Source organism: Novosphingobium olei (genome assembly GCF_037076535.1).
Taxonomy (GTDB): Bacteria; Pseudomonadota; Alphaproteobacteria; order Sphingomonadales; family Sphingomonadaceae; genus Novosphingobium; species Novosphingobium olei.
Map to the genome: position 1 here is coordinate 2,100,533 of NZ_AP029021.1, position 23,018 is coordinate 2,123,550.

At 64.6% G+C, this 23,018-nt stretch carries 22 protein-coding genes and 1 pseudogene; 18 read left to right on the top strand and 5 right to left on the bottom strand.

Annotated features, from left to right (window positions below):
- The first annotated feature begins 108 nt into the window (after window positions 1–108).
- The 4 genes from ilvB to AACH40_RS09905 all read left to right on the top strand — a co-directional run bounded on the left by ilvB (window position 109) and on the right by AACH40_RS09905 (window position 3,937).
- The gene (ilvB, locus tag AACH40_RS09890; protein WP_338642271.1) at window positions 109–1,860 is read left to right on the top strand and encodes a biosynthetic-type acetolactate synthase large subunit; all 1,752 of its coding nucleotides are present in this window, start codon (window positions 109–111) and stop codon (window positions 1,858–1,860) included.
- A 19-nt stretch (window positions 1,861–1,879) separates the two neighbouring features.
- Window positions 1,880–2,395, top strand: coding sequence for an acetolactate synthase small subunit (gene ilvN / locus AACH40_RS09895; RefSeq protein ID WP_169493270.1), 516 nt, complete (start codon window positions 1,880–1,882; stop codon window positions 2,393–2,395).
- Between the two features lie 41 nt (window positions 2,396–2,436).
- Window positions 2,437–3,456, top strand: coding sequence for a ketol-acid reductoisomerase (ilvC, locus tag AACH40_RS09900; RefSeq protein ID WP_169492899.1), 1,020 nt, complete (start codon window positions 2,437–2,439; stop codon window positions 3,454–3,456).
- A 139-nt stretch (window positions 3,457–3,595) separates the two neighbouring features.
- Entirely contained in the window at window positions 3,596–3,937 is a 342-nt protein-coding gene (locus tag AACH40_RS09905; protein WP_338642272.1) for an I78 family peptidase inhibitor, read from the top strand.
- A gap of 18 nt (window positions 3,938–3,955) precedes the next feature.
- Here the strand turns inward: AACH40_RS09905 and AACH40_RS09910 are convergent, their stop codons facing one another.
- Window positions 3,956–5,089 carry an epoxide hydrolase family protein gene (locus AACH40_RS09910; protein ID WP_338642273.1) on the bottom strand — a complete coding sequence of 378 codons (1,134 nt, stop codon included), beginning with the start codon at window positions 5,087–5,089 and terminating at the stop codon, window positions 3,956–3,958.
- Window positions 5,090–5,300: 211 nt separating this feature from the next.
- Here AACH40_RS09910 and leuA point away from each other — a divergent pair, with 211 nt between their 5' ends.
- From leuA to AACH40_RS09945, 7 genes are all read left to right on the top strand, one after another.
- Entirely contained in the window at window positions 5,301–6,971 is a 1,671-nt protein-coding gene (gene leuA / locus AACH40_RS09915; protein ID WP_169492902.1) for a 2-isopropylmalate synthase, read from the top strand.
- A 480-nt stretch (window positions 6,972–7,451) separates the two neighbouring features.
- Window positions 7,452–8,354, top strand: a complete 903-nt coding sequence (locus AACH40_RS09920) for a LysR family transcriptional regulator (protein WP_338642274.1) — start codon at window positions 7,452–7,454, stop codon at window positions 8,352–8,354.
- Between the two features lie 123 nt (window positions 8,355–8,477).
- Window positions 8,478–9,683, top strand: a complete 1,206-nt coding sequence (locus AACH40_RS09925; RefSeq protein WP_338642275.1) for an MFS transporter — start codon at window positions 8,478–8,480, stop codon at window positions 9,681–9,683.
- Between the two features lie 23 nt (window positions 9,684–9,706).
- The gene (locus AACH40_RS09930) at window positions 9,707–10,795 is read left to right on the top strand and encodes an alpha/beta hydrolase (RefSeq protein ID WP_338642276.1); all 1,089 of its coding nucleotides are present in this window, start codon (window positions 9,707–9,709) and stop codon (window positions 10,793–10,795) included.
- Window positions 10,796–10,905: 110 nt separating this feature from the next.
- Complete coding sequence (locus AACH40_RS09935; RefSeq protein WP_338642277.1) at window positions 10,906–11,322, top strand: (R)-mandelonitrile lyase; 417 nt, start codon at window positions 10,906–10,908, stop codon at window positions 11,320–11,322.
- Between the two features lie 4 nt (window positions 11,323–11,326).
- Window positions 11,327–12,211 carry an aldo/keto reductase gene (locus AACH40_RS09940; protein ID WP_338642278.1) on the top strand — a complete coding sequence of 295 codons (885 nt, stop codon included), beginning with the start codon at window positions 11,327–11,329 and terminating at the stop codon, window positions 12,209–12,211.
- A 2-nt stretch (window positions 12,212–12,213) separates the two neighbouring features.
- Window positions 12,214–12,714, top strand: a complete 501-nt coding sequence (locus AACH40_RS09945) for a cyclophilin-like fold protein (protein ID WP_338642279.1) — start codon at window positions 12,214–12,216, stop codon at window positions 12,712–12,714.
- Window positions 12,715–12,946: 232 nt separating this feature from the next.
- Here the strand turns inward: AACH40_RS09945 and AACH40_RS09950 are convergent.
- Together AACH40_RS09950 and AACH40_RS09955 are read right to left on the bottom strand one after the other, a co-directional pair.
- Window positions 12,947–13,578 (bottom strand): annotated as a pseudogene (locus AACH40_RS09950) (tyrosine-type recombinase/integrase).
- Window positions 13,579–13,870: 292 nt separating this feature from the next.
- A complete protein-coding gene (locus tag AACH40_RS09955; RefSeq protein ID WP_338642280.1) occupies window positions 13,871–14,749 on the bottom strand; it encodes a LysR family transcriptional regulator in 879 nt (292 codons plus the stop codon).
- Between the two features lie 210 nt (window positions 14,750–14,959).
- On the opposite strand from AACH40_RS09955, the gene AACH40_RS09960 reads away from it, so the two are divergent.
- The 7 genes from AACH40_RS09960 (at window position 14,960) to AACH40_RS09990 (ending at window position 21,708) form a co-directional block, all read left to right on the top strand.
- Window positions 14,960–15,655, top strand: coding sequence for a type 1 glutamine amidotransferase domain-containing protein (locus AACH40_RS09960; RefSeq protein ID WP_338642281.1), 696 nt, complete (start codon window positions 14,960–14,962; stop codon window positions 15,653–15,655).
- A gap of 2 nt (window positions 15,656–15,657) precedes the next feature.
- Complete coding sequence (locus tag AACH40_RS09965; RefSeq protein WP_338642282.1) at window positions 15,658–16,113, top strand: VOC family protein; 456 nt, start codon at window positions 15,658–15,660, stop codon at window positions 16,111–16,113.
- Window positions 16,113–17,219, top strand: coding sequence for an NADH:flavin oxidoreductase/NADH oxidase (locus AACH40_RS09970; RefSeq protein WP_338642283.1), 1,107 nt, complete (start codon window positions 16,113–16,115; stop codon window positions 17,217–17,219). Before AACH40_RS09965 ends, AACH40_RS09970 begins: the two co-directional genes overlap by 1 nt.
- The gene (locus tag AACH40_RS09975; RefSeq protein WP_338642284.1) at window positions 17,216–18,367 is read left to right on the top strand and encodes an L-dopachrome tautomerase-related protein; all 1,152 of its coding nucleotides are present in this window, start codon (window positions 17,216–17,218) and stop codon (window positions 18,365–18,367) included. The genes AACH40_RS09970 and AACH40_RS09975 overlap by 4 nt, the downstream gene beginning before the upstream one ends.
- A 60-nt stretch (window positions 18,368–18,427) precedes the next feature.
- Window positions 18,428–18,985 carry a hypothetical protein gene (locus AACH40_RS09980; RefSeq protein ID WP_338642285.1) on the top strand — a complete coding sequence of 186 codons (558 nt, stop codon included), beginning with the start codon at window positions 18,428–18,430 and terminating at the stop codon, window positions 18,983–18,985.
- A 587-nt stretch (window positions 18,986–19,572) separates the two neighbouring features.
- On the top strand, window positions 19,573–20,622 hold the full coding sequence (locus AACH40_RS09985; protein ID WP_169492907.1) for an amidohydrolase family protein: 1,050 nt from the start codon (window positions 19,573–19,575) through the stop codon (window positions 20,620–20,622).
- A gap of 105 nt (window positions 20,623–20,727) precedes the next feature.
- The gene (locus AACH40_RS09990; protein WP_169492908.1) at window positions 20,728–21,708 is read left to right on the top strand and encodes an NAD(P)H-dependent flavin oxidoreductase; all 981 of its coding nucleotides are present in this window, start codon (window positions 20,728–20,730) and stop codon (window positions 21,706–21,708) included.
- A gap of 4 nt (window positions 21,709–21,712) precedes the next feature.
- Here the strand turns inward: AACH40_RS09990 and AACH40_RS09995 are convergent, their stop codons facing one another.
- Window positions 21,713–22,246, bottom strand: coding sequence for an AHH domain-containing protein (locus AACH40_RS09995; RefSeq protein WP_338642286.1), 534 nt, complete (start codon window positions 22,244–22,246; stop codon window positions 21,713–21,715).
- On the bottom strand, window positions 22,243–22,986 hold the full coding sequence (locus AACH40_RS10000) for a hypothetical protein (protein WP_338642287.1): 744 nt from the start codon (window positions 22,984–22,986) through the stop codon (window positions 22,243–22,245). The genes AACH40_RS09995 and AACH40_RS10000 overlap by 4 nt, the downstream gene beginning before the upstream one ends.
- Window positions 22,987–23,018 lie beyond the last annotated feature (32 nt).

The window sequence follows — 23,018 nt, forward strand, 5'->3', positions numbered from 1 at the left end:
ATTTTCGGCTCAGGCGATGCAGAACGTCCGTCAGGGTCGTCACAAGGTGTTTCGTTCGGGTCCCCCCGGCGCTATGGGGCGGGCCTTCGCAAGCAAGGGAATTGTCGCGTGAAAACCGAGCGCAGCGGCGCCGAAATCCTCGTCGAGAGCCTGGTCGCCAAGGGCGTCGAATTCGTGTTCGGCTATCCCGGCGGCGCGGTGCTGCCGATCTACGACGCCCTTTTCGGCGATGAACGCATCCGCCACATCCTCGTCCGCCACGAAGCCGGCGCGGCCCACGCGGCCGAAGGCTATGCCCGCGCCACCGGCAAGCCCGGCGTCGTGCTGGTGACTTCGGGCCCGGGTGCGACCAATGCCGTCACCGGCATTGCCGATGCCTTCATGGATTCGATCCCGCTCGTCGTCATCACCGGCCAGGTGCCCACCGGCCTGATCGGCTCGGACGCGTTCCAGGAAGCCGATACCGTCGGCATCACGCGCCACTGCACCAAGCACAACTATCTGGTGAAGGACCCGGCGCAGCTCGCCGCGACAATCGACGAGGCGTTCCGCATCGCCACCGAAGGCCGCCCCGGCCCGGTCGTGATCGACATTCCCAAGGACGTGCAGATCGCGCAGGCGGCGTGGGATGCGGTCGCCCCGCAGCAGCGCAACCGCTACACCCCGCAGGTTCAGGCGCCGGCCGACGACATTGCCGAAGCGGTGCGCATGATCGCCGCGGCGCAGGCGCCGATCCTCTACACCGGCGGCGGCGTGATCAATTCCGGGCCCGAAGCCACCCGTCTGCTTCGCGAACTGCAGAAGCTGACCGGCGCGCCCGTCACGTCCACGCTGATGGGCCTCGGCGCTTTCCCCGCCGAAGACCCGGCCTGGCTCGGCATGCTCGGCATGCACGGAACCTATGAAGCCAACATGGCGATGAACCGGGCGGACCTGATCGTCTGCGTCGGCGCCCGCTTCGACGATCGCGTCACCGGCCGCCTCGATGCCTTCGCGCCCAACAGCAAGAAGATCCACATCGACATCGATCGCGCCTCGATCAACAAGACCGTCCGCGTCGACCTGCCGCTGATCGGCGATTGCGCCAAGGTGCTCGGCCAGATCATCGAAGGCTGGCTGGAAGCCGGCTGCCAGAAGGTCGACCAGACCGAATGGTACGCCCGCATCGATGGCTGGCGCGCGCGCCAGAGCCTCGCCTATCCGCGTCGCAAGAAGGGCGAGATCATGCCCCAGTACGCGGTCGAGCGGCTCCATGCCCTCACCCAGGATCGCGATCCGATCATCGCCACCGAAGTCGGCCAGCACCAGATGTGGGCAGCGCAGTACTTCCCGTTCCAGAAGCCCAACAAGTGGCTCACCTCGGGTGGCCTTGGCACCATGGGCTATGGCCTGCCCGCCGCGATCGGCGCGCAGCTGGGCAACCCGGACACGCTGGTGATCGACGTCGCGGGCGACGCCTCGATCCAGATGAACATCCAGGAGCTGGGCACCGCCACGCAGTACCGCCTGCCGGTCAAGGTGTTCATCCTCAACAACGAATGGATGGGCATGGTCCGCCAGTGGCAGGAACTGACCTACGAAAGCCGCTATTCGAACTCCTATTCGGACAGCCTGCCCGATTTCGTGAAGCTCGCCGAAGCCTATGGCTGGAAGGGCATCCGCATCGAGAATGAAAGCCAGCTCGACGCCGGCATCCAGGCGATGATCGACCACGATGGGCCGGTGATCGTCGATTGCCTCGTCACCAAGGAAGCCAACTGCTTCCCGATGATCCCGTCGGGCGCGGCGCACACCGACATGATCCTCTACGGGGACGAAGTCGCCGGCACGATGGACGACGAAGCCAAGGCGCTCGTCTGAGGGACCCCGCAAGATCATGATGCACATTGCCCAAGAGGCGCAGGAGCGCCACGTCCTCACCATCACCGTCGATAACGAGGCGGGAATCCTCGCGAAGATCGCGGGGTTGTTCACCGCGCGCGGCTACAACATCGACAGCCTGACCGTGGCCGACATCACCGACGGCCACGATGTCAGCCGCATCACGATCGTCACGCACGGTCCGCCGCCGATCATCGACCAGATCCGCGCCCAGCTCGAACGGCTGGTGCCGGTGCACAAGGTCACCGACCTTACCGAGATCGGCCCCTTCGTCGAACGCGAACTGGCGCTGATCAAGGTTGCCGGCACGGGCGAGAACCGGGTCGAGGCGCTGCGCCTTGCCGACGTGTTCCGCGCCAAGGTGGTCGACACCACCACGTCCAGCTTCGTGTTCGAACTGACCGGCGCGCCCGAAAAGATCGACAGCTTCGTCGCGCTGATGAAGCAGCTGGGCCTTGTCGAGATGGGCCGCACCGGCATCGTCGGCATGATCCGCGGCGCCACGGCCGCCTGAAATTTTCAAAACCTTTCAACGTTATAGAGAACGGAACTGAGATGAAGGTTTATTACGACGCCGATTGTGATCTGAACCTGATCACCGACAAGAAGATCGCCGTGCTCGGCTACGGCTCGCAGGGTCACGCCCACGCGCAGAACCTGCGCGACAGCGGCGTCAAGGAAGTCGCCATCGCGCTGCGCGAAGGTTCGGCCACCGCGAAGAAGGCCGAAGGCGCCGGCTTCAAGGTGCTGTCGAACGTCGAAGCGGCCAAGTGGGCCGACATCATCATGATCCTCGCCCCCGACGAACATCAGGCGGCGATCTACGCGGCGGACCTGCACGACAACCTGAAGCCCGGCGCGGCGCTGGCCTTCGCCCACGGCCTCAACATCCACTTCGGCCTGATCGAAGCGCGCCCCGACATCGACGTGATCATGATCGCGCCCAAGGGCCCGGGCCACACCGTCCGCAGCGAATACCAGCGTGGCGGCGGCGTGCCGTGCCTCGTCGCTATCCACCAGGACACCACCGGCAACGCCCACGACATCGCCCTTGCCTACGCCTCGGGCGTCGGCGGCGGCCGTTCGGGCATCATCGAAACCAACTTCCGCGAAGAATGCGAAACCGACCTGTTCGGTGAACAGGCCGTGCTGTGCGGCGGCACCACCGCGCTGGTCCAGGCCGGTTTCGAAACGCTGGTCGAAGCCGGCTACGCGCCGGAAATGGCCTACTTCGAATGCCTCCACGAACTGAAGCTGATCGTCGACCTGATGTATGAAGGCGGCATCGCCAACATGCGCTACTCGATCTCGAACACCGCCGAATACGGCGACATCAAGACCGGCCCGCGCATCATCACCGAAGAAACCAAGAAGGAAATGAAGCGCGTTCTCGCCGACATCCAGTCGGGCCGCTTCGTCAAGGACTTCGTGCTCGACAACCGCGCCGGCCAGCCCGAGCTGAAGGCTTCGCGCATCGCCGCCAAGCGCCACCAGATCGAGGAAACCGGCGCCAAGCTGCGCGCCATGATGCCCTGGATCGGCGCCAACGCGCTGGTCGACAAGACCAAGAACTGATCGACACCGCGCCGGGAGCCTGCCCCTGCGGCTCCCGGTCGCATTCCACCAACGACCATCCGCGCTCGACCGAGGTAATGGATACTTAGGGCTTGCCCAGATATCTCCATAATGGAGAGAACGGGGGCAGGTTTTTAAGATGGTCCGATTCCTGACAAGGTCGAGCAGCGCTGGCCTGCTCTGCGTGCTTGCCGCAGGCTGCGGGCCCGGCCCCCGGGACGAAGCCACCCAAGGCCCGCCGCTCCTGCCTTCCGCGCCTGCCTCGGCGTCAGAGGACGATCCGTGCGGCGCCAGCGCGCTCTCCGCCCTGCTGCAGCGCACCGACAGTCCGCAGATCCGCGCCAGCGTCGCCCAGTTCGCGGGCGGCGACCCTGTCCGCTGGGTCCGCCCGGGCCGCGCCGTCACCACCGACTACGTGCCCGAACGGCTCAACATCGTGCTCGACGACGCCAACCGCATCGTCGCCCTGCGCTGCGGCTGAAACCCTTCCCGCCGCCGCTCAATCCATCAGCGCGAAGGCCGTGCGCAGTTCGCGCACGAACGCCTGCGGCTGCTCCCACGCGGCGAAGTGCCCGCCCTTGTCGAGCGTGCCCCAGTGCACCAGGCGCTCGCAATGGCGTTCGAACCACTTGCGCGGCGTTGGCAGCACTTCCTTGGGATAGGCGCTCGCCGCCACCGGAATGGTCATCGGCCCCGCGCCGAAATTGCCGAAGCTTTCCCAGTAAAGCCTTGCCGAAGAGGCGCCCGCCGCCGTCAGCCAGTAGAGCATGATGTTGTCGAGCATGGCATCGCGGCTCAGCGCATCTTCCGGCGCACCGGCGTTGTCGGTCCACGCCCACATCTTCTCGTAGATCCAGCCTGCCAGTCCCACGGGCGAATCGACCAGGCCATAGCCCACCGTCTGCGGCCGCGTGGCCTGTTGCTTGGAATATCCCGAATCCCAATCCTGATAGTATTTCAGCGCGGTCAGCGCGCGCAGGTCCGCCGCATCGGGGTTGGCGAGATCGTCCTTGTCCGGCTGCGCGATCGGCATGTTGACGTGGATGCCCGCGCACCCCGCCACGTTCTGCATCGCGATCTGCGTGGTCACGCCCGCGCCCCAGTCGCCCCCTTGCGCATACCATCGGTCATAGCCCAGCCGCGCCATCAGCTCGCCCCAGGCGCGCGCGATCTTCTCGATGCCCCAGCCGGTCTGTTCCGGCTTGCCCGAAAAGCCGAAGCCCGGCAGGCACGGGATCACCAGGTGGAACGCGTCCTCCGCCCGGCCGGTTTCCGGATTCGTCAGAGGTTCGATCACCCCGCGAAACTCCAGGATCGAGCCCGGCCAGCCATGCGTCAGGATCAACGGCCGCGCGCCTTCGATCGGCGAACGCACATGCAGGAAGCGGATGTCGAGCCCGTCGATCTTGGTGCTCCAGAGCCCCAGCCGGTTGAGCCAGCTCTCGCAAGCGCGCCAGTCGTACCGGTCGCGCCAGTAGGCGACGAGGTCCTTCAGCGCGGCGAGCGGCGTGCCTTGCGTCCAGTCGCCCACAGTCTCCTTTTCCGGCCAGCGCGCCAGGTCGAGCCGTCGGTTGAGATCGTCGATCTCGCTCTGCGGCACCTGCACGACGAACGGTTCAATGCTTTCGGACATGCTCATTCCCTCATCCCTTTTCCACTTCACTGTGGACAATCGCCGCCCGATTCACCATAGGCTTCGCCCATGACCGGCCTGCTGGACCTTACCCTGCGACTTACCCGCCCTTGGGCGTGAGCTGATGCGTCGGTCCTGATCGGCGCGCACGGCGCCCAGGGGTTACGGACCACACCAGACGCTTCCAATTCCAGCTTCGAGTTGCAGACCCATGACCATGCTCAAGGACCCTTCGGTCAAGTATCGCCCGTTCCCGCAGATCCACCTGCCCGATCGCCAGTGGCCCAATCGCGTCATCGACAAGGCCCCGCGCTGGCTGTCGACCGACATGCGCGACGGCAACCAGTCGCTGATCGATCCGATGGACGCGGAAAAGAAGGCCCGCTTCTTCGACCTGCTGCTCAAGGTCGGCCTCAAGGAAATCGAGGTGGGCTTCCCCAGCGCGGGCGCCACCGAGTACGACTTCATCCGCGGCCTCGTGGATGAGGGGCGCATCCCCGACGACGTCTTCGTCCAAGTGCTGACCCAGTCGCGCGAAGACCTGATCAAGACCAGCTTCGAAAGCCTCGCCGGCGCACGCCAAGCGATCGTCCACGTCTACAACGCCGTCTCGCCGCTGTGGCGCCAGGTGGTGTTCGGCATGGAAAAGGCCGAAATCCGCGAAATCGCCCGCGCCGGCGCCACCTTCCTGCGCGATCAGGCGGCCCGTTTCCCGCAGACCGACTGGCACTTCGAATACAGCCCCGAAACCTTCTCCACCGCCGAAGTCGATTTCAGCATCGAATGCTGCGAAGCGGTGATGGAAGTGCTGCAGCCCACGGTCGAAAAGCCGATCATCCTCAACCTGCCGGCCACGGTCGAAGCGGCGACGGCGAACATCTACGCCGACCAGATCGAATACTTCTGCCGCAATCTGCCGAACCGCGATCGCGCGATTATCAGCCTGCACACCCACAACGATCGCGGCACCGGCGTCGCCGCCGCCGAACTCGGGCTGATGGCTGGGGCCGACCGCGTCGAAGGCTGCCTGTTCGGCAATGGCGAGCGTACCGGCAACTGCTGCCTCGTAACCGTCGGCCTCAACCTCTACACGCAGGGCGTCGATCCGGGCCTCGATTTCTCGGACATCGACGAAGTCATCCAGACGGTCGAATACTGCAACCAGCTGCCCGTCCACCCGCGCCACCCCTATGGCGGCGAACTGGTGTTCACGGCGTTTTCGGGCAGCCACCAGGACGCGATCAAGAAGGGCTTCGCCGCGCAGGAAAAGCGCAACGACGATCTCTGGGCCGTCCCCTACCTGCCGATCGACCCGGCCGACCTCGGCCGCAGCTACGAAGCGGTGATCCGCGTCAATTCGCAGTCCGGCAAGGGCGGCTTTGCCTGGGTGCTCGAACAGGACCAGGGCCTCAAGCTGCCCAAGAAGATGCAGGCGCACTTCAGCCGCCACGTGCAGGAGCTGGCCGATGAACTGGGCCGCGAACTGCAGGCGGCTGACATCTGGAGCGTGTTCCGCAAGACCTATCGCCTCGAAGGCGCGCAGCGCTTCCAGCTGGTAGATTACGACGAAAGCCGCGCGCCCGACGGCACCCGCGTCTTCGCCGGCAAGATCGAGGTCGATGGCAAGGTCCAGTCGGTCAGCGGTCGCGGCAATGGCCTGATCTCGTCGGTCGTCGCCACGCTCAAGGACGGCTTCGGCATCGAGCTCGACGTGCGCGATTACACCGAACACGCCCTCACCGGCGGCAGCGACGCCCGCGCCGCCGCCTACGTCGAATGCGTCACCCCCGATGGCCGCGCGATCTGGGGCGTCGGCATCGACGAAGACGTCGCCACCGCCAGCGTCCGCGCCATCCTCAGCGCCGCCAACGCGGCGAGCTGACCCCCGGCTCCTCCTCGTTTTCGTCGGAGACGCAAATGGGGAGGTGGCAGCCCGAAGGGCTGACGGAGGGGTAAATCGAGAAAAGGCAGCCTCCGGCGGGCAAGGGCCATCGCCCTTGCATCCCGGGGGCTTTTTTAGTGACGCAAAACGGAACGGCAACTTGCGACCAGACACGGTCGTTCCAATCAGCCGCCGCGAGCGGCTGCTCCTGACAGAAGCTGCCAATCGAATGCTTCGAAGCGGAATGGCGGGAAGGCGCCGCAATCTCGGCCGTTCACCTTGATCCCAAAACCTACCGTTCTCCGATCCAATTGTGAGCAGCACCCGCAAGGACCTACATTGGGACACTGCTGCCGGTCGGGTCTCAGGCTCAGAACGGCTGAAGCATACTGTCGCAACGCGAACGGAGGCAGAATATCACAGCGTTGAGCGCATCTCAGCGCTGTTGCCGTATCTGACGCACACGGGCAATATGGCCGTGTGCAACTCAACCGGACTGATCTTGCTGACTTCAGCTACTTCCTTGCGATCGCGCGGCATCGCAGCTTTCGCCGCGCGGGGCTTGAAGTCGGTGTCAGCGCCTCGGCGCTGAGTCATTCGCTAAAAGGCCTGGAAGCCCGCCTCGGGGTGCGCCTGCTCAATCGCACCAGCCGCAGCGTTACGCTGACCGCGGCCGGAGAGGAGCTTCGCGCGGCGATCTCCGCGCACTTCGATGCAATCGGCACGGCGGTGGACGTACTGAACCGCTACCGCGACGACCCGGCCGGTCGTATCCGGGTGAATGTGCTGGAACATGCGTCCACGATGTTGCTCGCGCCGGCACTGCCGAGCTTTATCGAGCGCTACCCTCAAATCGAGCTCGACGTGGTCGTCAGCAACCAAATGGTCGATGTGGTGGAGGCAGGCGCCGACGCCGGGATCCGCTATGGCGGAACTGTGCCCGAAGATATGGTGGCGCAGCGATTGTCTCCGGACATGCGCTGGGTCGCGACGAGCGCGCCATCCTATTTTGAGCGGTACGGGACCCCGCTCCATCCAAATGACCTTCTGTCGCACAACTGTCTCCGATTCCGCTTGGGCGATGACAGCCGCTATGCTTGGGAATTCGATCGGCACGACGAGAACGTAGCCGTCGACGTGCCCGGCGCGATCACCATCGACAACAGCGCGCTGGCACTTGACCTCGCCCGTCGCGGGGCTGCAATCGCCTATGTGCCGGAGCCGCTGGCATTGCCCTATGTGGAACGCGGTGATCTGCGGATCGTGCTTGAGGACTGGGCTTCGGACGGCCCGGGTTTCCACATCTATTATCCCGGGCGGCGACAGTTGCCGACGGCGCTTCGCCTGCTAATCGATCACATCCGGGCCGCCAACTGGCATTGATCGATCGTTGAGCTTCGCTCAACGGTTCATCAACGCAACGACGTCTAATTTGTCGCATCGACACGCACCATAATCCTTCTTGTTCCGCAATATCCCGGGACAACTGGATGAAGGTGGACTGCAATGGCGACCGGCGCCGATCACAAAATCACAGTTACGCCGTCGGCGACGCGTGCGGGCAGCGGCGGCTGGGTAGCCGTGGTGGCCCTTTCTCTATGCGTGGCGACGCTGATCGCCTCTGAATTCATGCCGGTGAGTATCCTCACCCCGATCGCCACAGACCTGCAACTCACCGAAGGAGCAGCCGGTCAGGCGATTTCGGTGTCAGGGCTGTTTGCTGTCCTGACGAGCCTGACGATCACATCGCTGACCAGTGGCCTTGATCGCCGTACGCTTCTCCTTGGTCTGGCCGCGCTAATGCTCGTGTCTGGTGCACTGGTCGCGTTCGCACCGACTTACGCTGTGTTGATGGCTGGCCGCGCGCTGCTCGGCGTCGTCATTGGCGGCTTCTGGTCGATGTCGGCGGCGACGGTCATGCGCCTTCTGCCCGAGGGCCAGGTGCCCCGGGGTCTGGCAATGCTGAACGGTGGCAATGCACTGGCGACCACGATCGCAGCTCCGCTCGGCAGCTTCCTTGGACAATTTATCGGCTGGCGCGGCGCGTTCTTCATCGTCGTTCCGCTGGCCGCGATCACCTTGGTATGGCTGTGGCGCACGCTGCCGCAGATGCCCTCGCCGCGCAGCGCGCATGCCGCAAACGCGCTGGCCGTGCTGCGGCGGCCCGAGGCACGCACCGGCATGGCCGCGGTCGCGCTGCTGTTCATGGGTCAATTCGCGCTCTTCACTTATCTGCGGCCTTTCCTCGAAGGTGTCACGCAACTAAGCGTATCGCTGCTTTCGCTGATCCTGCTCGGCATGGGCGGCGCCGGTCTCATCGGCACCTGGCTGATCGGGCGTGCCGTGACGCGGAGCCTGTGCGCCACCTTGATCGTCGCGCCGCTGGCGATGGCGGCCATTGCGATCGGTCTCATCGCGTTCGGGACGATGCCGCTACCAACCGCGGCGCTCCTCGCCGGCTGGGGCCTGATCGGCACGGCGCTCCCGGTCGCCTGGTGGACATGGCTCAGCCGCACCCTACCCGACGATGCGGAAGCTGGCGGCGGATTGATGGTCGCCGTCATCCAGCTGGCAATCACCTTGGGCGCGGCGGGCGGCGGCCTGCTGTTCGACACGGCTGGGCACCGGGCGACCTTTCTTGTGAGCGGGATCCTGCTCGCCGGTTCGGCTCTGCTCGGCGTGCTCGGCAGCCGCAAGCCCTCACTTTCATGAACGATCGATCCCGGAGAAATCAGATGAACATCGCATCGCAAACCACCTGCCCCAGCGAGTTGAGCCGGCGTGGCATCCTGCAGCTCAGCGGGGCAGCGGTAGCAGCGACCAGCCTGATGGCACTGCCCGCAACGACCGCCGCCGCCGCCGCCGCCACGCAGGGCAGCGCGGACTGGGACAAGGTGTTCCCGAAAAGCAGCCGCGTCGATCACCGGAAGGTGAGCTTCAAGAACCGCTATGGCATCATGCTGTCTGGCGATCTCTATCTCCCCAAGCACAGGGGAACGGGCCGGTTGCCGGGCCTGGTAATTAGCGGTCCCTTCGGGGCGGTGAAGGAGCAGTCATCGGGGCTCTACGCACAGACGATGGCGGAGCGCGGCTTCGCGGTGATCGCGTTCGACCCGTCCTATACCGGCGAGAGCGGCGGGGAGCCGCGCAACCTCGCCTCTCCCGACATTAACACTGAGGATTTCAGCGCCGCGGTCGATCATCTCGGTTTGCAGCCCTTCGTTGATCGCGAGCGCATCGGCGTAATCGGCATCTGCGGGTGGGGCGGGATGGCGCTGAATGCGGTCGCCGTGGACAAGCGCGTCAAGGCGGTCGTTGCAGTGACGATGTACGACATGACCCGCGTGATGTCTAAAGGCTATAATGACAGCGTCACCCTGGCCGAACGTACCAAGACGCTAGAGCAGCTGAGCCGGCAGCGCTGGCTGGATGCGGAACGCGGTGCCCCCGCTTACGGCCCGCCGATGAACGAATTGAAGGGCGGGGAGGCCCAGTTTCTTGTCGACTATCATGATTACTACAAGACAGCGCGCGGCTTCCATCCGCGGTCGGTGAACTCGAACGCCTCATGGACGATCACCAACCCGCTTTCATTCATGAACATGCCGCTGCTTTCGTATATCAAGGAGATCGCGCCGCGGCCGATGCTGCTGATCCATGGCGAGAAGACGCATTCGCGCTACTTCAGCGAAACCGCCTTCGCAGCGGCCGCCGAGCCGAAGGAACTGGTGATCATTCCGGGCGCTAACCATGTCGATCTCTATGATCGAGCTGACAAGATCCCGTTTGATCGGATCACTGCCTTCTTCAGCAGGAGCCTTTGACCGTGAACCTCAAAGTCATTCTGGCCGCTGCGGCGCAGTAGACCGTTGTGTTGTCGAGTGCGGCCGACGCGCAGGCGCAGCCAACTTCATCACGAAAAGGAGCACCAAGCATGCAGATCGATCGCAAATCGGACATGAAGACTGTCGATGGCCCGGCGGAGTATTTCACCGGCAAGGTGACGATTACTGGCCAGTTCCAGCGACCCGACCCGTCGCGCGTCGGCGGCGCCATCGTCCGTTTTGAACCCGGTGCGCGCACCGCGTGGCATACGCACCCGGCAGGCCAGACGCTGATCGTCACCGATGGCGTCGGCTGGACCCAGATCGAGGGCGGGCCGAAGTTGGAATTCAATGCTGGTGACATCCTCTGGTGCCCGGCCGAGCACAAGCATTGGCATGGCGCCACACCGCACGGGGCCATGACCCACATCGCCATCCAGGAGTCGGTGAATGGCACGCCCGTCACCTGGATGGAGAAGGTGACTGATGAGCAATATCTTACGCCGCTTGGCGAGCCGAAGGAGTGAACCGATGATCCTTGAAGAAACCTTCACGCTCGCTAATGGCGTCGTCATTCCCAAGGTCGGCCTTGGCACCTGGCGGATCGACGATGACGCGATCGGGCAGGTCGTACGGGACGCGATCGGCATCGGCTATCGCCACATCGATACAGCCCAGGCCTATGGCAACGAACGCGGCGTCGGTGAGGCCGTGCGTGCCAGCGGCGTCGCACGCGATGCGCTGTTCGTCACCACCAAGCTCGCCGCCGAATGCAAGAGCTTCGTCGCGGCGCGCGAGCGGATCGACGGTTCGTTGAAGACACTCGGGCTCGACCATATCGACCTCATGCTGATTCACAGCCCACAGCCCTGGGCCGAGTTTCGCGAGGGCGAGCACTTTTTCGAGGGCAATCTCGAGGCGTGGCGCGCGCTCGAGGATGCCCATCAGGCAGGCAAGCTCCGCGCGATCGGCGTCTCAAATTTCGAGGCGGCGGATATCGACAATCTGATCGAGCACGGCAGCATCGCACCGATGGTCAACCAGATCCTGGCCCATGTTGGCAACACGCCGTTCGACCTCATCGACTATAGCCGCAGCAAGGGCCTTCTGGTCAAGGCATACTCTCCGGTCGCCCACGGCGCTGCGCTGAAGAACGGCAGGCTCATCGCGCTTGCCGACAAGTACGGCGTCGGTGTCGCGCAGCTCTGCATTCGCTACTGCCTGCAGCTTGGCCTGCTACCGTTGCCCAAGTCGAGCAGCGCCGAACATATCCGCGACAACGCCGCGATTGACTTCGTCATTTCCGATGAGGACATGGCCGATCTGCGAGAAGCCGATGATCGCACCGATTATGGCGACGCGGGAGCATTCCCGGTATTTGGCAAGAAGCGGCAGGTTGTCGGGGCGAACAACTGACGATGATGCTGCGTCTCGCCCGGTTCGCGTCAGTTGCCTTGTTATCGAGCATGGCAGCATGCAGTTATGCCGAGCCGGGTGAGACCAGTGCGTCCAATGAGCGTTCGACTGCCGTCGGATCGGCGGAGAGGGCACCAAATCTGACAAGCATCGACATTGTCTCGGGCTCGCGCCGATGGACCGCGAACATCGAGGATAGCCCTTCCGCGCGCGACTTCCTCGTCCCGCTTCCCTTGACGCTGACCCTCAACGATTACGCCGGGACCGAGAAAATCGCGGACCTTCCGCGTCCCGTGACGCGGGAGGGTGCGCCGGATGCGATTACACCCCGGGCCGGCGATCTGGCGTTCTATGCACCATGGGTCAATCTCGCCGTCTTCTATCGCGACGGACATCACTCGCCGGGACTGATCATCCTTGGCCGGCTACAGGGCGATATGGCGGAATTTGGCGGCAGACAGCCGCTTCCCGTCACTATTCGTCAATCCGAACGTTCTGAATGAATGCTGCTTGGGCGCGCGCGAACGCGGTATGACGATCGGCAGCTATCTCGCTTTTGGTGCCCAGAAGCCGCCTGCACTCGACCCCAACTTTGTGTTTCCTAGGTTGATGTCCGATGCTTCACGAATGGCCGGTTTAATCCGAAACTGGTCATTTACCGCTGCGGTCGCGAACGGCGGCAAGGTCCCAGCCACGTCAAAGTTGGCTCCCCGCCAATAGCGAGGAGCCAACGGCTCAGATCTCGGTATTCTCGGCGAGGGCAAGAGCTCCTCCACGTCAATTCCAAGGTAGCGGACCGTGTTCTCGATCTTGCTATGGCCGAGCAGGATCTGGACGGCGCGCAGATTGCCCGTCGCCCTGTAGATGATCGATGCCTTCGTTCGGCGCAGCGAGTGGGTGCCATATTCACTTTGCATCAGCCCAACCCCCGTTACCCATTCATCGACAAGCCAGGCGTACTGGCGGGTGCTGAGGTGAACATTGTGATTAACCCGGCTTGGAAAGACGTAATCGTCCACCGTGCCGCCACGCTGCTCGAGCCAGGCCAGCAGACTGGCCCGGGCATCGGGAAGCAGTTCGAACTGGACTGGGCGACCTGTCTTCTGCTGCATTACGATAGCTCGCGTTCGGATCTGCCCACCGCTGACAATGTCGCCAATTTTCATCTGCACGAGGTCGCAGCCACGGAGCTTACTGTCGATCGCAAGGTCGAAGAGCGCACGATCTCGTAAGCGGCGTCGCTGATTGAGGTAAAATCGGATCTCCCAAATTTGCTTGGGTTTCAATGCTCGTTTCGCGCAGATGGTTCGCCCGGCGTTCCAGACCTGCCGCTTGAATGGTGCGTTTACGGTTTCTGGCGTTTCCATGCTCATTCTCCAAAGGCCAAAATTGGCCTCGTGAAGAACGTCTGCTCGCCCCGGGTGGAAGCAGTTCGAGGCGCGTGCCGACCAGAGCCAGTCGTTCAGATCAGTTTCCGTCAACGTCGGCTTCAAGCAGAAGCGGCCGATCGCACATCGCGAAGCGGACCGTCAGCAATGCGCCCCACATCCGGCCGTTCGGCCTTGTCGCCGACGATCCCGAAAGCCGCCATTCGTTCAGCTAGCGCTCAACTGGTTCAGACCCGACATTGCGCTCCCGGCTTAATAGGCGTCGCCACAATCATATTCGGAGTGCAGCGATCAGGGCGTCCCGAGCAATGGCCACGCGCGGGTGGCGCAGCGATGAGCGTGCCCAGACGAGGTAGAAAGCGTTGCGCGGCACCGTTATCGGCGCGGGTATCTCGATCAGCGTGCAGTCAGCGCGTTCGCTGCGGGTGAGATAGCCGGGCAGCACCGTCCAGCCGAGACCCGCGCACAATCCCGATCGCAACACTCTCAAATCGGGCGCGGTCAGGGCGGGCTGGTTCGTAAGCTCGATCTGGTTTGCCTCAAGCCAGGACCGCAGCAGCGGCCGGTCGAGATCGTAGGCGAGGTGCGCCGTCCGGTTGAGCCCTTCTGCCAACGGCAGTGCGGCAATCCGCTCCGCCACGGCGGGAGAGGCTACGGCGCGCAGGTGCTCCTCGCCCAGCGCATGGAAGGCCAGCCGCGGATCTTCGGGTTGCGAGGCGGTGACGCCCAGATGCACCTTGTCTTCGAGCAGCATGGCATAGAGCGCCTCGCGCCCGCCGATATGCAGGCGCAGGTCCAGCCCGGCCTCCAGCAGCGGCGCCAGTCGGGGGGTGATCATCTCTCCAAGCAGGTCGGACGGCGCGGCGATGTGGACCGTGCCCGAGATGCGCGACGATCGGGCGCGCGCGCTGGCCAGTGCCGATTCCGCCGTATCGAGGCTGCTTCCGATAGAAGCCGCAAGATCGTCGGCAATCGCTGTCGGTCGGACGCCCCGCGAATGCCGATCGAACAAGGGACGGCCCAATTGCGCTTCCAACGAAGCGATATGCTGCGACGCCGCCGGTTGGGTAATGCCGATCGCCCGGGCCGCATCGCTCAGCGATCGACGGCGGTAGACTTCGACGAATGTGCGCAACTGCAAGAGCGACATTCCGGTTCCATAAGCAGATTTATGGCCGTCCGCCATTCCCTTTGCATTTCATGATGTCGTTCCATTCGTACTTAGGTCGCTGAAAGGAACGATCGAATGCAAAATCGCCGCCAACTGCTGAAAGCCCTCACCGCTCTCATTGTGGCGGGTTTGGCTGCGCCGAATGCGTTTGCTCGTGTCCCCAACAGCAATGGAAAAGGACAATTGACGATGACCCGCATTCTAATGGTGGCCACCTCCGCCGACCGCATGACTCCCGGCACCGAACCGACTGGTGTCTGGCTCGAGGAACTTACCACCCCGTATTACGCCTTCCGCGATGCCGGCGCCGAAGTCACACTGGCCTCGATCAAGGGCGGCGCCATCCCCGTCGACCAGCGCAGCGTTAACGCCGACGGCGAGAACGACGCTTCGGTCGAACGCTATCTCAAGGACGAGGCGCTGAAGGCCGAGGTTGCCAGCACCCCGGTATTCACCAGTATCGATCCCGCCGGCTACGACGCGTTGTTCCTGCCGGGCGGTCATGGCACCATGTTCGATTACCCCGGCAGTGACGAGCTGGCGCGCCTGGTCGAGCGCTTCAACCGCGAGGGCAAGATCGTCGCCGCCGTCTGCCATGGGCCCGCCGGGCTCGTTTCGGCGAAGAAGGCCGATGGCACGCCCTTCGTGGCCGGCCGCCGTGTCGCGGGCTTCACCGACAGCGAGGAACGCGCGGTCGGCCTCGACAAGGCCGTGCCGTTCCTGCTCGAAACGCGTCTCAAGGAACTCGGCGGCAAGCACGAGGGCGGCCCTGACTTTGCCCCCTTCGCCCTGCGCGATGGCAATCTGGTGACAGGCCAGAACCCCGCCAGCGCTACCCGCACCGCGGAGCTCGTGATGGATGCCCTCAAGGACAAGGTCGCCTGATCATGCGCTATCTCCACACCATGCTGCGCGTCGCCGATCCCGAAGCCGCGGTCCGGTTCTTCAGGCTGCTGGGTCTCAAGGAGACCCGGCGCATGGAGAACCAGGCCGGGCGTTACACGCTGATCTTCCTTGCCGCCGACGAGGATTTCGCCGGTAAAGGCCAGCGCGCCGATGCCGAGGTCGAACTGACGTACAACTGGCCGCCAGAGGACGGCAGCCCTGCCGAGACTTACACCGGGGGCCGAAACTTCGGCCATCTCGCCTACCGGGTCGAAGACATTTACGAAACCTGCGCGCGGCTGCAGGCGGGCGGCGTGACGATCAATCGCCCCCCGCGCGACGGCCACATGGCTTTCGTCCGTTCGCCGGACGGGATCTCGATCGAACTGCTGCAGAAGGGCGAACACAAGGCCCCGGCCGAACCTTGGGCCTCAATGCCCAACACGGGCGCATGGTGATGGCGAAATTGTTTGAACCGATTGACGTTGGCGGGCTGCGGCTCGCCAACCGCATCGTCATCGCGCCGATGTGCCAGTATTCGGCAGTCGACGGCGCGATGACCGACTGGCACCGGATGCATCTCGGCCAGTTGGCGCTGTCGGGCGCGGGAGCGCTGACGATCGAGGCGACCGCGGTCAGCCCGGAAGGGCGCATCACCTACGGTGACGTCGGCCTGTACGATGACCGAACCGAAGCGGCGATGCGAAGCGTGCTCGAAGGTGTGCGCCGGTGGTCGGACATGCCGCTCGTCATCCAGCTGGCTCATGCCGGCCGCAAGGCGAGCTGCGCCAAGCCGTGGCACGGCGGAGCGCAGATCGCCCCCGATGCGCAGAACGGCTGGCAGACCGTGTCACCGAGCGCCGTTCCCTTCGCGCCGGACGACCATCCCCCTGTCGAACTGGACACGGCAGGGCTTGCCCGCATCCGCGAAGCCTTCGCCGATGCCGCCCGCCGCGCCAGCAGGCTGGGCATCGATGCCGTCCAGATCCACGCGGCGCATGGCTACCTGCTCCACGAGTTTCTTTCTCCGATCTCCAACCGGCGCGGCGATGCATACGGCGGCAGCCTCGACAACCGGATGCGGTTCCCGCTCGAAGTGTTCGATGCCGTGCGCGAGGCGTTTCCCGCCGACCGCCCGGTTACCGTTCGCGTTTCGGGGACCGACTGGGTCAAAGGCGGCTGGACAGCGGAGGAGACCGCAAGGTTTGCACAGGCACTGGAGCGGCGCGGTTGCGCGGCGATCCACGTTTCCAGCGGTGGGCTCGACCTCCGCCAGCAGATCCCGGTCGGCCCCGGCTATCAGATGCCGCTGGCCCGGACGGTCAAGGAAGCGGTCGCGATGCCTGTCGTAGCGGTCGGCCTGATTACCGATCCGCATCAGGCGGAGCGCATCCTCGAAAACGGCCATGCCGACGCCATAGCGATAGCCCGCGCTGCGTTGTGGGATCCGCGCTGGCCCTGGCACGCCGCCGCCGCGCTCGGCGCTTCGGTCCACGCGCCCCCGCAATATCTCCGGTCCGAACCCCACGAGGCGGGCCGCGTTCTCAAGGAAATGACCCTATGAAGACCTCCGCCAAACTGCTTCTTGCCGCCGGCGCTGCCCTCTCGCTCGCCGCCTGCGCGACGACCCGCGAGGGTGCATCCGCGCCCCAGATCGAACAGGTCGCGACCTTCGATGGCGCGATGCCGACGGGCGTGACCGTTGCTCCCAACGGGCGCATCTTCGTTAACTTCCCGCAATGGGGCGACAACGCGCCGTTCACGGTTGCCGAGCTGGTCGACGGCAAGGCGGTGCCCTATCCCGACGCCGCGACCAACCGGCCCGATCCGGCCGACCCGGCGGGGCACTTTATCTCGGTGCAGAGCGTGGTGGCCGATGGCGCCAACCGCCTCTGGGTGCTCGACACGGCGGCCCCCAAATTCTCTCAGCCGCAGGCCGGCGGGGCAAAGCTGGTGGCGATCGATCTTGCGACCAACCGCGTGGTGAAGACGATCGTCCTGCCGCCCAGCGTGGTTCTGCCCACGACTTACCTCAACGACGTGCGCTTTGATCTCCGCCAAGGCGCTGAGGGCGTTGCCTACATCACCGACAGTAGCAACGCGGGCGTCGGCGGCATCATCGTCGTCGATATCGCCAGCGGGCGTGCGATCCGCCGCCTGTCCAACCATGCGACGACCAATCCCGAACGCGGCTTTACTCCGGTTGTCGATGGCGCGGTGCTGATGAACCACCCGGCACAAGGGCCCGCGACGCCGGTCGCAATCGCGAGTGATGCGATCGGACTCAGCGCGGACGGCAGCCTGCTCTACTACGGACCGCTGTCGGGCCGCACGCTGCATGCGGTGCCCACGGCCATGCTGCGCGATCCTGCGGTGACCAAGGAGGAACTGGCCCGCGCGGTCCGCAGCCTTGGGCGCAAAGGCGCCTCGGACGGGATTGCCGAAGACGACCGGGGCCGCGTGTTCGCCGGCGATTATGAGAACAACGCGATCCGCATGCTCGACCAAGGCCGCTGGTCGACACTGGTTAGCGACCCGCGCATCAGCTGGCCCGACACGCTGTCGGTCGGCACCGACGGCTATCTCTACTTCACCGCCAACCAACTCCACCGCCAGCCCGGCTTCCACGGCGGGCGGGACCTGCGCCGCAAGCCTTACGAGCTGCTCCGCATCCGGGTGGGCGCCGGGCCCGTCCTGTTGCGCTCACAGTGATCCCATCAGGCCGGGCAGGCTCGACATCGCGCCTGCCCAGCGTTCCCAATGGGACCTTCTATGGTTGAGCCCATTGTCTCTGACCCGACGGTTGAGCGGTTTCTGCCGTTCATCGCCGAGGCGCTCGGCGCAGACTTTACCGCATACCGGAACCACATATACCGGGTGTTGAGCTACGCAGCACACTTCCTCGGCGACGATCCGAGGGGACGCGAACACATCGCTTTCGCACTGGTCTACCATGACGTGGGCATGTGGACCGACCACGAATTGGCTTATCTTGAGCCGTCGGAAGCAGCGGCCGAGCGCGTGCGAGCCCAGCACGCGCCACATCTCGATCCCACACTCGTCGCCAACATCATACACTGGCATCACAAGCTGCTATCGTTCGCAGGGCCAGACGCCGAGATCGTGAACGCCGCGCGCAAGGCGGACTGGATCGACGCAAGCATGGGTATGGTCCGGCATGGCGTTCCCCGTAAACAGGTGGCCGCCATAGAGGAGGCAATCCCCGTATTGGGCTTCCCGGAGGTCCTGATGCGCCTCGCCAAGGATTTGCGCCATGGCAACCGGGTAGCGGGTCTTTGGCGTGTGCTCTCTCGTGTCTACAAGATTTGACCGTAAGGGTGTAAAGGCAGAATATCTCAGTTGCTGATTAAAAGGCGAATGTCCGCTGGCGGCCCAGTTGCTGTTGCAGTGCGTGACAAGTCTGGCGATCAGCGAATGTCGGCTCTTGGTAAAGCCAGCCATTCAACATCTTGATCGGGAACGACAGCTAAGTCCCAGTGTTTGCCATCGTAAGCAGGGCGTCGCACCGTTCACTTTGCGCAAGTATTGGACGCCACCGCCACTCTCTGTTTTCGCCAGTGCCCGTCCCGCTGTCCTACATCGCCCCATCGCGGGTATGATCGGCGCCGCTCTTTGTACCGTCGATCCCCCGCGCCGCGTCGCCCGTAATTCCTGACACCTGCGTCAGATATCGGCGGTGCGCGAAGATAGGCTCTTTCCAACTATCCCTATAACTCAACCACTTAACAAGTTGACACTTTTCCCCAGAACACTGTCAACTTTGTCAACTTGGAGCCCCCCGGCCCTCCCGAAATGCCACCCGGCAAGACGCCGCTGGTTTCCCTTGGCGAGGCCGCGCCCCTTCTGCATAGTCGTCCCCGCGCGCCCGTCAGAGGCCGACGACAAGAGAGAGAGCCATGCCTGAAGCCATTCTCGAACCAGACCTGCCGATCATCGATCCGCACCATCACCTTTGGGATCTGCGCCCGCTGATCGATTCCTTTCCCCAGCCGCGCCATCCGTTCATCGAGGCGCTGACGCTCGCGCCGTACTACACGTTCAACGAACTGCTGGCCGATACGCAATCGGGCCACAACGTCATCGGCACCGTGTTCATGGAATGCGGCGCGTTCTACCGTTCCGGCGCGGACCAGGCTTACAAGCCGGTGGGCGAGGTCGAATACGTGAACGGCGTCGCCGCGCAGGGGGCCAGCGGGCTCTATGGCAACTACCGCCCTTGCGCCGGGATCATCGGCCATGCCGACATGACGCTGGGCGATGGCGCGAAGGGCGTGCTCGAAGCGCTCGTCGCCGCGGGGAACGGTCGCTTCAAGGGCATTCGCCACCAGGGCGCCTGGGATGCCGATCCCGACGTGCTCGGCCCCCCGTTCCACGCGACCGAAGGACTCTACCACAGCGACGCCTTCCGCGCGGGGTTCAAGCACCTGGGCGCCATGGGCCTCACCTTCGATGCCTGGGTGGTCGAACCCCAGCTCGACGACGTGATCGACCTCGCCCGCGCCTTCCCCGACCAGCCGATCGTGCTCGATCATTGCGGCACCCCGCTCGGGATCGGCAGCTACAAGGGCAAGCTGCCCGAACGCTTCGACACCTGGCGCGCCAAGATCCGCACGCTGGCCGAATGCCAGAACGTGTCGGTCAAGCTCGGCGGCCTCGCCATGGCGTTCTGCATGATGCCCGACAAAGGCCCCGCCGCCGGGATAGGCTCGGAAGTCCTTGCCGGGATGTGGCGCCCCTATATCGAAACCTGCATCGATGCCTTCGGCCCATCGCGTGCGATGTTCGAAAGCAATTTCCCGGTCGATCGCTGGGGCGCGGACTACCGCACGCTGTGGAACGCGTTCAAGCGGCTCGCCGCCGGGGCCTCCGCCGGCGAAAAGCGCGCGCTGTTCGCCGGCACCGCGGCCAGGGTCTACGGCGTGGAGCACCTGCTCGAAACGGCCTGACCCGGTGCCGCCCGGCTGCCCTTGCGGGAGCCTTTGACAGCGGCGGCGCGGCTTGTTAGCGCTTCTTAATCGCCCGCTTAACGGGCTCGATGGGAGAAGTTGACGATGTCGCTGCCGCCGCTGTTTTCCAAGCTCCGCCTGCCGGTCATCGCTTCGCCCCTGTTCATCATTTCGGGGCCGGAGATGGTCATCGCCCAGTGCAAGGCGGGCGTCGTCGGCTCCTTCCCCTCGCTCAACGCCCGTCCGATCAGCCAGTTGGACGAATGGCTGCACCAGATCACCGAGGAACTGGCCGCGCACAACCGCGCCAATCCCGATCGCCCGGCGGCACCCTTCGCGGTCAACCAGATCGTCCACAAGACCAACAACCGCCTCGATGAAGACATGGCGCTGTGCGAAAAGTGGCAGGTGCCGATGCTGATCACCTCGCTGGGCGCGCGGGAGGAAGTCTATTCCGCCGCCCACCGCTGGGGCGGGATCGTGCTGCACGACGTGATCGACGATCGCTTCGCGCACAAGGCGATCGAAAAGGGCGCCGACGGCCTGATCCCGGTCGCTGCCGGTGCGGGCGGGCATGCCGGCACGCTTTCGCCTTTCGCGCTGATGCAGGAAATCCGCAGCTGGTTCGATGGGCCGGTGGCGCTGTCGGGCTCGATCGCGCATGGCCGCTCGATCCTTGCCGCGCAGGCCCTGGGCGCGGACTTCGCCTACATCGGCTCGGCCTGGATCGCCACCGAGGAAGCCCGCGCGCCCGAAGGCTACAAGAACGCCATCGTCGAAGGGCACGCCGACGACATCGTCTATTCGAACCTGTTCACCGGGGTCCACGGCAACTACCTGCGCCCCTCCATCGTCGCGGCCGGACTCGATCCCGACAACCTGCCGCAGAGCGATCCTTCGAAGATGAACTTCGGCTCGGGCGGCAATACCGAGGCCAAGGCGTGGAAGGACATCTGGGGTTCGGGCCAAGGCATCGGCGCGATCCACGCGGTGGAATCGGTCGAAACCCGCGTCGCCCGGTTCGAGGCCGAGTACCGCGAAGCCGCTGCCGCGCTTTCTGCCAACAGCGCGCCGTTCCTGCGCTGAAAGCTCAATCCAGCGGCGCAGTCTCGGCCCAGAGCTGCGCCGCCATCGCATCGAGGTGCGCGTAGTCGACCGACGCGTCGGCGACGATGCGGTTTGGGTCGCGGCGGTGCAGCGCCGGCCCCTGCCAGCGCGCGGGGTCGAGAAGGCGCCGGCGCAGTGCGCGTTGCAGGCAGTCCATCCGCATCAGGGCCTCCCTCGTCGCCATTCGTTGATTGGTACGACGCATGCGCTGCCAGCGGCTTTCGACCTGCCCGACGCGCTCGATCACCAGATCGCTGTATTCGCGATGCGGCCCGCGGTGCAGCGGCAGCGCCATGCGTTGCGCTTCCTGGTCCGTTGCCGGAAGCAGCAGCCCGTTGCGGCGAAAATCGTCGATGCCGAGCTCTTCGCCCAGTTCCTCGATCATCGCGACAAGGCCCGGGGTCGCGGTCAGCTGGCGGGGCAGCACGTGGTGGCGCTGCAGGCCCGGATTGTAGCCAGGCTGCCCGGGCTGGTTCACCGCCCGGAACGGAAGCGAGGAACGGCCCCGCCCGCTCATACGCTCCGAGCGTGGATCAGGCCGTCGGCGCCCGGCTCCAGCCGGACAGCCCCGACGCCGGGAAGGACGACTTCGCGTGGCCTTTCGACCTTGCCATGGGCTACCAGCCAATCGACAAGCCGCACTGACACGCGAACATCCTCCTCCTGCAAGATCCCGCTCGAGGAGTAGAGTTTGAATTCTTGACCAATCAGAAACGCAAGTCCCCGGCTCGTCATATCGGAGCTAGTTCTGACGAACGAGGTCATTGCAAAGGCTGGAAAAGGCCCGCCAGCGATCCACGCATTGCATGCCTTGGCAAACCATTCGGGGGAAACAGCTGCGCCGGATGGCGTCCACAAAACGGCCTTTACCGCCAGTTTTTGCGATAAAGAGGTTAACAATTGCGCCGCGCCCCGCACGATCGGCAGCAGGTGTTCCGCGCCGGCGAGATGCGGTCCGGCAGCCAGACAAACTGGCTCCAGCATGGCGAGATTAACGTCCGCCGGCAGCCCCAGAAGCCGAACCTGATCGATCTCGACCGCGCACGACTCTTCCGGTGACAGCCCGATGAGGTCGAACGTGAGCCCATCGCGCAGCAGTTCCACCCAGTTTGCCGGGTCCTTTCCCCGGTGCGAAATCGAAAAGTCGCCCCCGCTGCGGGCCAGTTCATCGATCCGGGATGCATCCGGGCGTTCCCCGGCGGCCAAGAACAGCGCTGCCAGAGGGTTGCCACCCACTCGTTGTGCGATCCCAGCCACGCCTGCTCCTTCGACCCCTGCCCGTTCGTCTA